Annotated in this window: 15 protein-coding genes and 1 pseudogene; 15 read left to right on the top strand and 1 reads right to left on the bottom strand. The window is 34.0% G+C overall.

Going from position 1 to position 14,726, the window contains the following annotated elements:
- Nucleotides 1–719: pseudogene (locus QWC74_RS01760) on the top strand (hypothetical protein); the annotation flags it as partial.
- 46 nt (nucleotides 720–765) lie between these two features.
- Here the strand turns inward: QWC74_RS01760 and QWC74_RS01755 are convergent.
- On the bottom strand, nucleotides 766–906 hold the full coding sequence (locus tag QWC74_RS01755; protein ID WP_288993855.1) for a hypothetical protein: 141 nt from the start codon (nucleotides 904–906) through the stop codon (nucleotides 766–768).
- Between the two features lie 94 nt (nucleotides 907–1,000).
- Here QWC74_RS01755 and QWC74_RS01750 point away from each other — a divergent pair, with 94 nt between their 5' ends.
- From QWC74_RS01750 to QWC74_RS01685, 14 genes are all read left to right on the top strand, one after another.
- Nucleotides 1,001–2,197 carry a DNA polymerase IV gene (locus QWC74_RS01750; protein ID WP_006785576.1) on the top strand — a complete coding sequence of 399 codons (1,197 nt, stop codon included), beginning with the start codon at nucleotides 1,001–1,003 and terminating at the stop codon, nucleotides 2,195–2,197.
- Entirely contained in the window at nucleotides 2,194–2,739 is a 546-nt protein-coding gene (locus QWC74_RS01745) for an NUDIX hydrolase (protein ID WP_006785577.1), read from the top strand. The genes QWC74_RS01750 and QWC74_RS01745 overlap by 4 nt, the downstream gene beginning before the upstream one ends.
- A 142-nt stretch (nucleotides 2,740–2,881) precedes the next feature.
- Nucleotides 2,882–3,613 (top strand): stage II sporulation protein M, encoded by a 732-nt coding sequence (locus QWC74_RS01740; protein ID WP_006785578.1) that lies wholly within the window; start codon nucleotides 2,882–2,884, stop codon nucleotides 3,611–3,613.
- Nucleotides 3,614–3,655: 42 nt separating this feature from the next.
- Entirely contained in the window at nucleotides 3,656–4,102 is a 447-nt protein-coding gene (locus QWC74_RS01735; protein ID WP_006785579.1) for a Fur family transcriptional regulator, read from the top strand.
- A gap of 52 nt (nucleotides 4,103–4,154) precedes the next feature.
- On the top strand, nucleotides 4,155–5,072 hold the full coding sequence (gene xerD, locus QWC74_RS01730) for a site-specific tyrosine recombinase XerD (protein ID WP_006785580.1): 918 nt from the start codon (nucleotides 4,155–4,157) through the stop codon (nucleotides 5,070–5,072).
- Between the two features lie 106 nt (nucleotides 5,073–5,178).
- Nucleotides 5,179–6,360 (top strand): phosphopentomutase, encoded by a 1,182-nt coding sequence (gene deoB / locus QWC74_RS01725; protein WP_006785581.1) that lies wholly within the window; start codon nucleotides 5,179–5,181, stop codon nucleotides 6,358–6,360.
- Between the two features lie 61 nt (nucleotides 6,361–6,421).
- On the top strand, nucleotides 6,422–6,937 hold the full coding sequence (locus tag QWC74_RS01720) for a transcription repressor NadR (protein WP_006785582.1): 516 nt from the start codon (nucleotides 6,422–6,424) through the stop codon (nucleotides 6,935–6,937).
- A 289-nt stretch (nucleotides 6,938–7,226) separates the two neighbouring features.
- Nucleotides 7,227–7,532 (top strand): Dabb family protein, encoded by a 306-nt coding sequence (locus QWC74_RS01715; RefSeq protein WP_006785583.1) that lies wholly within the window; start codon nucleotides 7,227–7,229, stop codon nucleotides 7,530–7,532.
- Nucleotides 7,533–7,670: 138 nt separating this feature from the next.
- Nucleotides 7,671–8,624 (top strand): carbohydrate kinase family protein, encoded by a 954-nt coding sequence (locus tag QWC74_RS01710; protein ID WP_006785584.1) that lies wholly within the window; start codon nucleotides 7,671–7,673, stop codon nucleotides 8,622–8,624.
- A 379-nt stretch (nucleotides 8,625–9,003) separates the two neighbouring features.
- The gene (locus QWC74_RS01705; protein WP_006785585.1) at nucleotides 9,004–10,677 is read left to right on the top strand and encodes an alpha-glucosidase; all 1,674 of its coding nucleotides are present in this window, start codon (nucleotides 9,004–9,006) and stop codon (nucleotides 10,675–10,677) included.
- Nucleotides 10,678–10,699: 22 nt separating this feature from the next.
- On the top strand, nucleotides 10,700–12,346 hold the full coding sequence (locus QWC74_RS01700; protein ID WP_006785586.1) for a PTS transporter subunit IIBC: 1,647 nt from the start codon (nucleotides 10,700–10,702) through the stop codon (nucleotides 12,344–12,346).
- A gap of 12 nt (nucleotides 12,347–12,358) precedes the next feature.
- Nucleotides 12,359–13,147, top strand: a complete 789-nt coding sequence (locus tag QWC74_RS01695; protein ID WP_006785587.1) for an endonuclease/exonuclease/phosphatase family protein — start codon at nucleotides 12,359–12,361, stop codon at nucleotides 13,145–13,147.
- A gap of 124 nt (nucleotides 13,148–13,271) precedes the next feature.
- Nucleotides 13,272–14,069: a polyphosphate polymerase domain-containing protein gene (locus tag QWC74_RS01690; RefSeq protein ID WP_006785588.1), complete on the top strand. Its 798-nt coding sequence runs from the start codon at nucleotides 13,272–13,274 to the stop codon at nucleotides 14,067–14,069.
- On the top strand, nucleotides 14,012–14,695 hold the full coding sequence (locus tag QWC74_RS01685) for a DUF4956 domain-containing protein (protein WP_039930735.1): 684 nt from the start codon (nucleotides 14,012–14,014) through the stop codon (nucleotides 14,693–14,695). The genes QWC74_RS01690 and QWC74_RS01685 overlap by 58 nt, the downstream gene beginning before the upstream one ends.
- Nucleotides 14,696–14,726: the final 31 nt, after the last annotated feature.

The raw sequence follows: 14,726 nt of genomic DNA, 5'->3' as shown, positions 1-14,726 counted from the left end.
ACGTGAATTCAAAATTATGGGTTGATGAGGAGTGGGTAGATTATTTAATCCCACAAAACTATTGGTCGTTTCACGATCCCTTATCTCCTTTTGGTGAAGTGGCGAATTGGTGGAATGAGGTGGTTAAATCCTCAAGAACACAACTATACATGGGAATTGGTCTTTATTTATACCTAGAAGATAACCAAAATCCTTCTTGGCAAGAGGCTCGAGAAGTAAGCAATCAAATCAAATATACAAGAGTATTATCAAATGTAGAAGGATTTGCTCTTTTTACCTATCGTAATTTGGTTATGAGACCTCAGTCTAATGTAGCCGGTCAACAAGTTTTAAATGTAGCACTTGAGTACCTGAGTTTGGATGTATTGAAATATAAAAGTTTAATCCCACCTAGAACCTGGTTACAAACTAAAGCAATTCATCCTGTTAGTGGATTGCAAGTTCGACGTTGTGAAGACGATAACTGTTTAGTATTTTATGATCAGCTAGATAATGACAGTCAGTATTATGTTATTTATCGTTGTGAAGGGGCAGTGGAAAATTTTGATTTTAATGAGGCTGCCAATATCTTAGACGTTATCGGACGGAATTATGGAGAGGCGATGCAACACTATACGGATATTGAGATTGATGAAAATCAAACTTATACTTATGCCGTCACGGCTCTTTCTCAAGCCCAAGTCCAATCGCTAGCAGTAGCTTATGTATTCATGCCCTAAATAAAAAAATCATTTACTCCTTAGTAAATGATTTTTTTGTTTTTTATTAGAATAAAGTATTATTCAGACGCGCAATAACGTAAGCAACCATTGAGATTAATGGAGCCACAACAAACGATAAAGCTAAAATTAATAATAAGATTTTTGTCCCCATTTTGTTTAAATTATGCTTTGCTTTTTTCGCCATATAAAATTCACCTCTAAGACAAAGTTTGCTATAATGTTTAATGTAACTTAATCTATTATAATATAAATAAGTAGAAAAAGAAAGAGGATTTACCGTGGGAGAACCGATATTTAGAATTATATTCCATATTGACTTAAACGCTTTCTTTGCCTCGTGTGAAGCCATCCTACATCCAGAGTTGAATCAACAACCACTAGTGATTACAGGTGAGAAACAGTCAAAGCGAGGGATTGTCGTGACAGCAAATTATGAAGCGAGAAAATATGGGATTCATAGCGCGATGCCCTTGATGCAGGCCAAGAAAAAATGTCCTCATTTAGTGGTGGCACCTGTTCGCTTTGATCTATATCGTAAAATTTCGAAGCAATTTATTCAAATTTTACAGGAATACTCTCCGTTAGTTGAAAAAGCCTCGATTGATGAGGCTTATGTTGATGTGACGCATCACTATCAAAATATGCATCCGTTAGTGCTGGCTCAGCACATTCAAGCACGAATAGCAAAAGATTTACAAATTGGATGTAGTATCGGAGTGGCGCCCAATAAATTTTTAGCCAAAATGGCATCAGATATGAAAAAGCCAAATGGGATTACCGTCCTACGAAAACGCGATTTACAGACGATGCTTTGGCCCATGTCCATTGAAGAAATGTTTGGGATTGGCAAAGCATCGGCACCCAAATTAAGACAATTTGGTATTCATAAAATTGGTGATTTAACGACCATTGAAGATGTCGAAAAATTTCAACAACTTTTTGGAAAGCATGCTCTTAAGTGGATTGAAGATGCGAAAGGTGAAGATAAAACACCCATTAATCCAAATAAATATGAGGAATTATCAAGCATTGGTCATTCAACAACTTTTCCAAAAGATTATAGTTTTGAAATCGAATTAAAACAGCAAGCGAAGTTAATGTGCCAAAAAACGGCGAATCGATTAAAACAACATGGTGTTTATGCCAAGACGGTTAGTTTGCAGATAAAAGAAGCGAATTTCAGACAGAGTAGTCGAAGTAAAACGCTCACGATTCCAGTGCAAACCGTCGATGAGCTTTACGCTGTGATTGAGGAGCTATTTGATGAGCATTGGGAGGGTGAGCCTCTGCGGTTGATTGGCGTCAGTACCTCTAATTTAGTGAAGACGAAGAAAGTGACAGAACAGCTTAATTTATTTAATTATCAAAATTTTGCTGAAGAAGAAAAACTAAACCAACTATTGCAAAAAATTAAAACAAAACACGGAGAATCCAGTATTTTTAAAGGGATTAAGAAAGGTGAGAATAAAAAATGATGAACTTAGAAGAAAAACAAGTTAGCACTAAAACTTATTATACAAACCCATTTCTAAAAGTGACTGAAGATGAGGTGATTTTACCAGATCAAAAAGAGGCTAAACGCGTCGTAGTCCATCATCCGGGTGGTGTGAATCTAATTGCGTTAGATGAGGAGAACCGTTTGTTATTAGTCGAACAATATCGCTATCCGGTTGGAAAAACAACACTTGAAACACCAGCGGGAAAAATTGAGCCAGGAGAAGAAACAATCATTACAGCAAGACGTGAACTTGAGGAAGAAACAGGCTATACCTGTGATTGTTTAGAACGTGTCGGACGTTTTGCAACATCACCCGGTTTTTGTAATGAATACATTGAAAATTTCTTTGCTAAAAATATTCAAAAATTAGATCATAAGGTCGCAGGGGATGACGATGAGTTTTTAAACTTATACCGTGTGACAAAAGAAGAAGCCATTCAGTATATTGAATCAGGATTTATTTGTGATTTTAAAACGATTTACGCGATTCAGTATTTAATGATGCATCATATTTGGTAAAAATATCGATTTTTAAAAAATTAGGATAAAAAGGAAAAAAGACGATGAGTTAATTTTATAAAAAAATTAAATAATTTTATGAATTATATCATAAACTTCCCACCCTATTACATAAGTTTGAGTATAAAGGGGGGAAGTGCTCATGGTCGCACACAAAAAACGTCGCAAAAAAACATTTAACTATGTCTTATATGTCATGTATGTCCTACTATTACTCGTCTTAATTGGAGATATCATTGGCTCTTCGCTTTACGTTAAGCTTGAACAAGCTTCACAAACATCTTTAATGTCTTATGTTGGAGACAATATTAGTTCATTCGATCCAAATCAATGGTCATTTAATCAATTGTTTTATAAACAATTTATGTATCAAGGAAGTATGTGGGTACTTGGGTTATCTATTATTGGAATTGTGGTCAATTTGTTTTTAGTCTTTTTAAAAGGCGTGATTGCTGGATTTAATGTGTTTTTTATCTTTCAAACCTTATCTCCACTTTCAGCACTAATCACAAGCTTTTTATGGCTATTGCAATATTTATTGATTTTAGGTGTCACCATTTTAAGTGGGTATTTTAGTATTCGTTTTGTCATCTTACTGTTAAAAATTATTTTTGTGAAAAAAAATAATGCGTTACTTCAAAAGCATTTTCTATATTATTTCTATCAATTAGTCATTGTCATGGTTTTAACCTTGGTAACCTCAGGTTTAACTTATTTCATTCAACCGGTTGTGTACCATCAGTTTGAAAAAGCAGGACAAACAGATGCTTTAGAGGCTAAAGAATCGGCAGATGACTTTTTATCGACTCATGAGGGAGCAACATCTGACGTTTGGTTGCAAATTGATGTAAATTTCGATTCAGAAGTGATATAATAAAGATAGAAATTTAAAAACGTAATACAAGATGGTGAAAAGATGAAGCAACTTTCGCAATATGAAACTTTGATTGTTAAATCAGGATCGAAATTAACAAAGCAACGTAAACAAATACTAAAGACGATTGTGACCCATTCTGATGAGCACTTCTCCGCTGAGTCACTTTATGATTTAGTTAAACACTTAGATGATACGATTGGGATTGCGACTGTGTATCGCACATTAGAATTATTCGAAAAATTAAAAATTGTTCGTAATGTTAAAATTAAAAATGATGGGATTAATTATTATGATTTAATGGAGCTAGGGGAAGAAACTCATTTACATCATCATTTAATTTGTACAAAATGTCAAAAAATTATTGAGATGGCAGATGAACTTGAAAGTTATGAGTCATTTATTAAAGAAAAATATGGATTTGATGTGATTGACCATGACTTAACTTTCTATGGGATTTGTAAAGAGTGCCAATCATCAATTCAATAAAAGACTTCTACCCTCGTGTAGAAGTCTTTTTTAAATAAAGGATAGGGAAATTATGAATAAAAATTATCAGTATTATTTAAATGACTTTTTAGCACATCTATTAATCGATCGTGGGTTGAGTTTAAATACCAAGATTAGTTATGAACGCGACTTAACAGAATACCTTCTTTATTTACAAAATCAATCGGTTCATCAGTTGGACGAGATTAGGCGAGAACATGTGCAACAATATTTGATAACGTTATATGAACGGAACCTAAATACAAAATCAGTTGCAAGACATCTTTCTGCCATTCGTTCATTTCATCAATATTTAATGATTGAGAAAATTTCAAATACGAACCCATGTGAACTCATTGAATCACCCAAATTAAAACGTCACTTACCTGAAATCTTAAGCATTGACGAAGTAGAGCACCTGTTGAGTAGCTTTAATACGAAGACAGTGAATGATATTCGGAATAAGGCAATGGTTGAACTGATGTATGCTTCAGGACTTCGCGTCAGTGAATTACTTCAATTAAAGCTTGATGATGTTCACTTATCGATGATGTTTGTACGATGTGTTGGAAAGGGAGATAAAGAACGTATAGTTCCGATTGGTGAAGTAGCGACTGAATTACTTCAGCTTTATTTAGATACCGCGCGTCCAAAGCTTTTAAAAAAATCGAATGATTGGTTATTTTTGAATCGGTTTGGAGAAGTAATGACGCGACAAGGGTTTTGGAAAATCTTAAAAAAACAAGCGAAAGAAGCGGGAATTGAGAAGGAAATATCACCTCATAAATTACGTCATTCCTTTGCAACTCATTTAATTGAAAATGGAGTTGATTTGAGACTTGTCCAAGAAATGCTGGGTCATTCTGATATTTCAACGACTCAAATTTATACACACATAAGTAAAGAACATCTAAAAGATGTCTATGATTTATACCATCCGAGAAGTCAAAAAGACGATGTTGAAATTTAATCCTTTTTCTCGCCAATTTAAGGAATTTGAACTATAATAAATATAGATGCAAAAAATTAGAATAATAATAAATGACTAGTTTTAGGCAGAAGAAAGGACGTTGTATATGAAATATAATCGTGTATTTTTAGTTATAATGGATTCTGTTGGAGCAGGGGAATTACCTGATGCCAAAGACTATAATGATACAGGAGCTAATACGCTTAAACATATTGCACAAACAGCAAAAGGATTAAACTTACCTCATTTACAATCATTAGGACTTGGAAGTATTACGGAGATTGAGGGCGTGGCTCCGACAACTCCTGCCAAAGGATACTATACAAAATGTGAAGAATTATCAGTTGGAAAAGATACGATGACAGGTCATTGGGAAATAATGGGTCTTAAAGTGACAGAACCATTTCAAACGTTTACAGATACTGGATTTCCAAAAGAGTTAATTGATGAATTAGAAGAGAAAACAGGACGTAAAGTGGTTGGGAATAAATCGGCTTCTGGAACTGAAATTTTAGATGAATTAGGAGAACATCATCTAAAAACAGGCGATCTTATCGTTTATACATCAGCGGATTCTGTTTTACAAATTGCGGCTCATGAAGACGTGATTTCACCAGAAGAGTTATGGAAAATTTGTAAACAAGCACGTGAAATGACGATGAAAGAAGAATGGAAAGTTGGACGTATTATTGCTCGTCCATTTGTTGGAACTAAAAAAGGTGAGTTTAAACGTACACCAAATCGTCATGATTATGCGTTAAAGCCGTTTGGACGTACTGTTTTAAATGAATTAAAAGATGCTAATAAAGAAGTCATTGCAATCGGAAAAATTAATGATATTTACGTCGGAGAAGGAATCACTGAATCCATTTTAACGAAGTCAAATGAAGATGGAATGAATCAATTATTAAACGTGATGAAACGTGATTTTAATGGATTAGCATTCTTGAATTTAGTTGATTTTGATGCCATGTATGGACATCGTCGTGATCCACTTGGATATGCGAAATGTTTAGAAGAATTCGATGTTCAACTAGGTGATGTATTATCACAAATGAAGGAAGATGATTTATTAATCATTTCAGCCGATCATGGGAATGACCCAATTGCAAGCGGAAGTGATCATACACGTGAATATATTCCGGTATTAATGTATTCTCCATCCATGCAAGCGGGTGGGGAGTTACCGATTGGAAAAACGTTTGCAAATATTGGAGCAACAGTTGCTGAAAACTTTGAAGTGGAGTTACCAGCAATCGGAGAAAGTTATTTAGCATCGTTAAACTAAGGAAATTAAAGCTCAAGGACAAGTCCTTGAGTTTTTTATAGGAAGTCGGGGTGAAACCAATTTGGAATCCAAAGATAGACGAGATGAAATTTTAGAGCATTTAAAGCAAGCAGGTCATCCAGTTAAAGGAAGTGAATTGGCTAAAATGTTTGCTGTTAGTCGTCAAGTTATCGTTCAAGATATTGCTTTGATTCGTGCGAAGGGGATTTCAGTCGTGGCAACACCTTCTGGGTATATGATCCAAACTCCTATTACAACAGGTGTATTGAAGACTATCTGTTGTAAACATGGTCAACGTATCGAAGAATTAGAAACTGAGTTAGAATTAATTATTTCGTTTGGTGGAAAAGTATTAGATGTCGTCGTAGAACATCCCATTTATGGAGAAATTCGTGCTGTGTTAAACATAAATTGTTTAATGGACATTAAACAATTTATTAATCAGGTCAAATCTCAAGCCTCTAAGCCACTTTCTTTACTAACTGAGGGGATTCATTATCATACGATTGAAGTAACAGATGAATCCATGTATGAATCCATTATAAATGCCTTAAATCAACATCATTATTTATATTAAGAATCATAGGAGTTCCTATGATTTTTTTTATTCTTTGAAATATTTTAGAGCAATTCGGATACCTTATTAAAGGAGAAGTGAGGGATTAAAAATGCCTGAGCAAAAACGACTTGAATAAAAGACTCAATGAAAAAGTGGTGATTTAATCTTTAAATCATGAAATCTTGTCATCATACGAGCAATTGAAAAAGAAAACGTTTAAAAATGAAAACAAAAATTGTCGAACTATTGAACATTATGTAAAATTTGAGTAAAATAAAAAAATAAACAAGTAAAAAGGTGGCGAGCAATGATGGTTAAACATATTGTGATGTGGAAAATTCAAGGTATTAATGGCCTTTCTAAAGAAGAAGTGGCGGCTAACATTAAATCAGAATTAGAAGCCTTAAATGGACAAATTGAAGGATTACTAAGTTTAGAAGTTGGAATTGACTTTTTACACTCGGATTCATCGTATGATGTGGTCTTATACTCTGAATTAGAGAGTAAAGAGGCATTAGATTTTTATCAATCACATCCTCTTCATGTACAGGTTGCTACAAACACTGTAAAACCAGCTGCTACTTCACGAATTGTTGTGGATTACGAAATTTAATTTTTGAAGGCAGTGAGGATTATTTAACAAGTGAAAGAAATGACGTATCTCTTGTTATTTATCAACTTTTATAATATAATGTCGGAATAAGTAGAGAACTTGATCTGCCATATTAACTAAAGGGAGAGGCTATCTAACATGAAACACAATCACGAGGCGTACAATTTAGTCTTTGGTATTTCAATATATGATATTTTTGGTTTTACATCATCAACATATCGTTCACATGATTCAAACCCAGGACGTGTGAAAGTTTCTTTTGGTGGTGTTTGTCGTAACATTGCTGAGAATATGGCACGTGTAGGTGGAAATACAAAGTTCATTTCTATTTTAGGAAATGATGAAAAAGGGAAGAGTATTCTTGAACATGCAAAATCAATGAATTTTGATATGTCTGATTCATTAGTGGTAGAAGGAGCATCAACTCCAACTTATGTTGCTATTTTAGATGAAAATGGTGAGATGGTGTCAGCTATTGTGGATATCAATATTGATCACCATATGGATGCAGCATTTATTGACTCAAAGGCATCAGTTATTGAAGGCGCAGAATATATGTTTTTTGGAGCAGATAATCCTGAATGTATTGAGTATATTGTTAAAAAATATGCTGGAAAAACAAAGTTCGTTTTAGATCCTGTTTCAGCGGCCAAAGCAAAAAATATTAAACATTTACTACCTTATTTTCATACGGTAAAACCAAATCGTCACGAAGCAGAAGTGTTATGTGACTGTGAAATTAAAACGATAGAAGATGTTCGTCGTGCTGGCGCATATTTTATGGAAGTCGGAGTTGAAAATGTCTTTATCAGTTTAGATGCAGATGGTGTTTACTATTGTAATCAATCTGAAGAGGGGATTATCAAACCGATGGATGTAAAAGTGGTGAACGTAACAGGTGCTGGGGATGCTTTTATCGCGGGTATTGGTTATGCTTATTTAAATCATATGCCGATTGCAGAAGCTGTCCAATTTGCACAAACAATGTCGATTGTGACGATTTCTCATGAGGAAACAATTCATCCTCATTTATGCCATAATTATGTAAAACAACAGATGAATGAATTAACGTGGGACATGATTAAATTTTAACGAAAAGTGCTATCTCTAAGGATTGAGGTAGCACTTTTTTTATATAGAAGTAAGTAAGTCGTATCAAAATTGAAAATTGAAAAAAAATAGGGAGAAAAAAAGACATATTAAAGATCTAACGTTGAACTTGTACTGATACTTGTAGAATGTTGAGGAGATGATTTTTGATAGAAGATTTGAAGTGAGGGATAAAGTAGCTAAAAAGACATAATATGTCGAAAATTGAGATACCGGTTACATAAAGGTTCACCCTTGTTTTCAAAAATGAAAACGATATAATTATTTATGTCAAGATATCGAAAGTTATAATTTGACACGTATTTTTTAATAAAGCCATGAATGACACCGAGAAGGATAACATAGAGGAGGCGTTATTGTCGTGAATAAAGTATGGTGGAAAGAGGCAGTAGCCTATCAAATCTATCCAAGAAGTTTTATGGATTCAAATGGAGATGGGATTGGAGATTTAAAAGGAATCATTCAAAAGCTAGATTACTTAAAAGATTTAGGAATTGATGTATTATGGATTTCTCCGTTTTATAAATCACCGAATGATGATTGTGGTTATGATATTAGTGACTACTGTAATATCATGGATGAATTTGGAACAATGGCCGACTTCGACTTATTATTAAGTGAAGTACATAAACGTGGGATGAAATTGATTGCTGATTTAGTGATTAATCATACGAGTGATGAGCATCCATGGTTTATAGAATCACGTTCTTCATTAGATAATCCAAAACGTGATTGGTATATTTGGCGTGATGGAAAAGACGGTGCTGAGCCAAATAACTGGGAAAGTATTTTTAGTGGGTCAGCATGGGAATACGATGATGAAACAAAACAGTATTATATGCACTTATTTTCAAAGAAACAGCCTGACTTAAACTGGGAAAATGAAGAAGTCCGCCAAGCTTTATATGATATGGTTAATTGGTGGTTAGATAAAGGGATTGATGGATTTAGAGTAGATGCCATTAGTCACATTAAAAAAGAAGAAGGATTAAGTGATCTTCCTAATCCAACAGGGTTAAAATATGTTTCTTCTTTTGAAAAGCATATGAATGTTGAAGGGATTCACCCATTACTTGAAGATTTAAAGAAAAATACATTTGATAAGTATGACATCATGACAGTCGGAGAGGCGAATGGTGTTAAAATTGAAGATGCTGAGCTTTGGGTTGGAGAGCAAGAAGGTAAATTTAATATGGTTTTCCAATTTGAACATTTAGGTTTATGGAAAGATAATGGAGAATCTGGAAAAGATATTATTGGCTTAAAACAAATTTTATCAAAGTGGCAAAAAGGTTTATATAATAAGGGGTGGAATGCTCTTTATATTGAAAATCACGATTTGGCACGTATTGTCTCAACGCTTGGTGATGATGAGTTGTATTGGAAAGAAAGTGCAACGTCACTAGCTGTTATGTATTTCTTAATGCAAGGGACACCGTTTATTTATCAAGGACAAGAAATTGGAATGACGAATGTTCATTTTAAAACGGTTGAGGAATACCAAGATGTTCAAAGTACAGGTCTCTATTATTCTAAATTAGAACAGGGAATGGCACATGAAGATATTATGGAAATTATTTGGGCAACGGCACGTGGAAATTCACGTACACCGATGCAATGGGATGAGACTGTAAATGGTGGATTCTCAAGTGGAACACCGTGGTTAGCTGTTAATCCAAATTACAAAGAGATTAACGTGGCTCAACAATTAGCAGATGAAGAGTCAATCTTAAATTTCTATAAAAAAATGATTCAACTTAAAAAATCACATGATGTGTTTACTTATGGGGAATATGATTTGACTCTAGACAATCACCCGGCAATTTATGCTTATACAAGAACGCTAGATCATGAGCAAGTTTTAATTTTATCAAATTTAACAGATCAAGAAGTGGCGTTTGAATTAGAAGAGATGAACTTAGTATTCGATCAGTTAATGTTATCAAATTACAAAGTTGAAGAACATGAACCGATGATGAAGGGGACATTAAAACCATATGAGGCACGTGTTTACCGTATTAAGGATAAACAGTAGAGGATAATTAGGAGGAAAAAATATGAAAAAACCAGGATTTATGTCATTTGATTTCTGGCAAAAATTTGGGAAAGCATTGATGGTTGTTGTGGCAGTTATGCCTGCAGCAGGAATCATGATTTCAATTGCAAAATTAATTGCAATGTCAGGTGGAGATATTAACTTTATCGCGACGATTGCACGAGTAATGGAAGATATCGGATGGGCGATTATCGGAAATCTTCACATCTTATTTGCCGTTGCAATCGGAGGATCTTGGGCAAAAGAACGTGCAGGAGGAGCTTTCTCGGCATTAATTGCGTTTATTTTAATTAATCGTATTACAGGAGCTATTTTTGGAATATCATCTGATATGTTAGCAGATCCAACAATGACGGTTCAATCATTATTTGGAGCTGAGATGGTTGTTTCAGATTATTTTACTTCTGTGCTTGGAGCACCAGCTCTAAACATGGGAGTGTTCGTAGGAATTATTTCAGGATTCTTAGGTGCTTCTTTATTTAATAAATATTATAACTTTAATAAATTACCACAGGCCTTAGCATTTTTTAATGGTAAGCGATTTGTTCCATTCGTTGTTATTTTAGGTTCAACGATTACAGCACTTATCTTATCGATTGTTTGGCCATTTGCTCAAGGAGCTTTAAATTCATTTGGACAATGGATTGCGACGTCTCAAGATACAGCCCCAATTATTGCCCCATTTATTTATGGAGCAGGAGAGCGCTTATTATTGCCATTTGGTTTACATCATATGTTAACGATTCCAATGAACTACACAGAATTAGGTGGAGTTTATGAAGTTTTAACAGGTCCAAATGCTGGATCAATTGTTGCGGGACAAGAATCATTATGGTTAGCATGGGTAACAGATTTAAATAATTTAAATGCAGCCGGAGATAGCGTTGCTTATAATCAATTATTAGAGTCGGTGACGCCAGCTCGCTTCAAAGCAGGACAAGTGATCTTATCAACAGCTTCATTAATGGGAGCTGCCCTAGCGATGTATCGTAATGTTGACACTGATAAAAAAGCAGCTTATCGCTCAATGTTCTTATCGGCAGCTTTAGCAACCTTCTTAACAGGAGTTTCAGAACCATTAGAATTTATGTTCATGTTTATCTCACCTGTGTTATACTTAATTTATGCGGTTTTAGCTGGATTAGCGTTTGCTTTATCTGATTTGATTAACTTACGTATTCATGCTTTCGGATTTATTGAGTTCTTAACGCGTATTCCAATGATGGTCAATGCAGGATTAACGATGGATATCATCAACTTTATCTTAGCTTGTTTAGCATTCTTTGGATTAAACTTTGGTATTTTCAATTTTGCCATTAAAAAATTCAACATTGCAACACCAGGACGTTTAGGAAACTATAATGATGATGATGAGACATCTCAGGCAAGTGTTACGACAGCGGCTGGTAGCTCACAAGCTAATGAAATTATTAACTTATTAGGTGGGGCTGAAAATATTGTAGATGTTGATGCTTGTATGACGCGTTTACGTGTAACTGTTAAAGATCCAGATCATGTTTCAGAACAAGCAGGATGGAAAGCCTCTGGAGCACTTGGGTTAATCATTAAAGATAATGGAATTCAGGCCATTTATGGACCGAAAGCTGACGTGTTAAAATCAGAAATTCAAGATATTTTAGGTCTATAGGAGAATAGCACGATGAAATTACTAACTTTAAACTGTCATGCTTGGCAAGAAGAAAATCAAGTTGAAAAAATTAAATATTTAGCACAAGTCATCAAAGAGAAACAATATGATGTGATTGCTTTACAAGAAGTGAGTCAATTAATCAATCCAAACGATGAAAATAAAGTGAAGGCAGATAACTATGCTGTGGTTTTATTGAGTGAATTAATGAAACTCGGAATAACGGATTATCAATTTATCTGGGACTTTTCACACATTGGATTCGATGTATATGAAGAAGGATTAGCTATTTTAACACGTTATCACATTGAAAGAGCTCATTCATTCGTTGTCACACAAGCAAATGATGTGACAAATTATCGAACTCGTCGTATTGTTGCCATTGATTTTATATCTAATAATCAACCTGTGAGTGTATATTCTTGTCATTTAGGATGGTTCCATGATACAGAGGAACCATTTACTGGACAAGTCGATGAGTTAGTTTCTAGATTAAACAAAGAACGTTTAAATATTGTAGTCGGTGACTTTAATAATGATGCCAATTTATCTGGTGAAGGATATGATTATTTATTGAGTAAAGGCTTACTTGATACCTATCATCTTGCCTTAAAAAAAGATGAAGGAACAACAGTTGCAGGGAAAATTGATGGTTGGGAAGAGAATAAAAAAGGGTTACGTATAGACTTAGTCTTAAGTGATAAGCCTGTGAATGTTTTATCTTCTCATGTTATTTTTAACGGAAGTCATAAAGATATCGTATCGGATCATTTTGGTGTTGAAGTTGAATTAAATATTTAAAAAGCGAAGCTTAGGCTTCGCTTTTTTTATTTTTTAGAGAAAATTGAAACATTTAAGATGGTTTTAAGGTTTTTATTTTATAATCAATCTTGTTAAAAACATCACAGATGAAGGAGGGGATAAAATGGCCATTACATCATTTAAACGATACGAAAAAAAGTTTATGTTAACTCAAGAGCAATTTAATCACTTGATGCCTAAATTAAAAGAATATATGAATGAAGATGAGCATAGTCAAGATGGTGGAACGTATCATATTTATAATATTTATTATGATAATGAAACACATGATGTGATCAGACATTCGATTTCAAAACCTTATTATAAAGAAAAATTAAGATTAAGAAGCTATCATGTGGTTCATCAACAAGAGGAAACTGTTTTTTTAGAATTAAAGAAAAAGATTGATGGTGTCGTAAATAAACGGCGAGTGGTTTTAAGTTTAGCTGAGAGTCAAGCTTTTTTAGAGCACGGAATCCGGCCTATGACGAAAAATTACATGGGAGAACAAGTATTAAACGAAATTGAATACTATCTCAAACAAAATCCTGTTCAACCAAAAGTTTATATTGCTTATGAACGATTTGCGTTATTTGGGAAGGATGATCGTTCCATCCGTATTACATTTGACTTTAATATTGTTTCAAGGCGTCATGATTTAAGTTTGCAAAAAGATAATTACGGAGAGAAAATACTAAAAGAGGGGATGTACTTGATGGAAGTTAAAATCTCAGATGCCATTCCGATTTGGTTGACACAAATTTTATCCGAATTATCAATTTATAACTCAAGTTTTTCAAAATATGGAAACGAATATCAAAAATATATAAAAGAAATAAATAATAGAAAAGGAAGTGTTCAAGTATGTTACAATCCATCTTATCGACAACAGGAGAATCCTTTACCCTTGTTAACGCCTTAATTATTATGTTAGCTTCAATTGTTTTAGGACTAGTTATCAGTTCAGTCTATTTATTTACACACCGAAAAGAAACCACACAACAAAGTTTTGTTATTACGCTTGTCATGTTACCAATTGTTATTTCTGTTATCATTTTACTGATTGGCAACAACGTTGCAAGAGCATTTAGTTTGGCTGGAGCCTTTTCTATTATTCGCTTTAGAAGTGCTCCAGGAGATGCGAAAGACATGTCTTATATCTTCTTTACCCTTGCAGTAGGATTAGCGTGTGGGATGGGGTATATTGGTTATGCGGCCCTCATTACAGTTGTGTTGTGTTTGTTAATGATGCTGTTATCTGTCTTCCAGTTTGGAAGATCTAAAACGACTCAATTGCAATTAAAAATAACGGTTCCTGAGCATTTAAACTATCAAGATTTATTTGATGAGGTATTAGAGAATTACACGACATCATATCGCTTAGAACGCGTCAGAACGCGTGAATTTGGAGCCTTATTTGAAGTGAGTTATCGAATTCAATTAAAGGATGTAAGTAAACAAAAAGAATTTTTAGATTTAATTCGTTGTCGTAATGGTAACTTGAATGTTTCTTTAATTCTTTGTGATTTTGGAACGGATAGCTATTAAAAAAAGGTGAGGGAGATAATCTCCTTCACCT

It is taken from the genome of uncultured Turicibacter sp. (assembly GCF_938044715.1).
GTDB classification, from domain to species: domain Bacteria; phylum Bacillota_I; class Bacilli_A; order MOL361; family Turicibacteraceae; genus Turicibacter; species Turicibacter sanguinis.
Note: the sequence above shows the minus strand (reverse complement) of the source record. Positions and strands in the feature narration are given on the sequence as shown.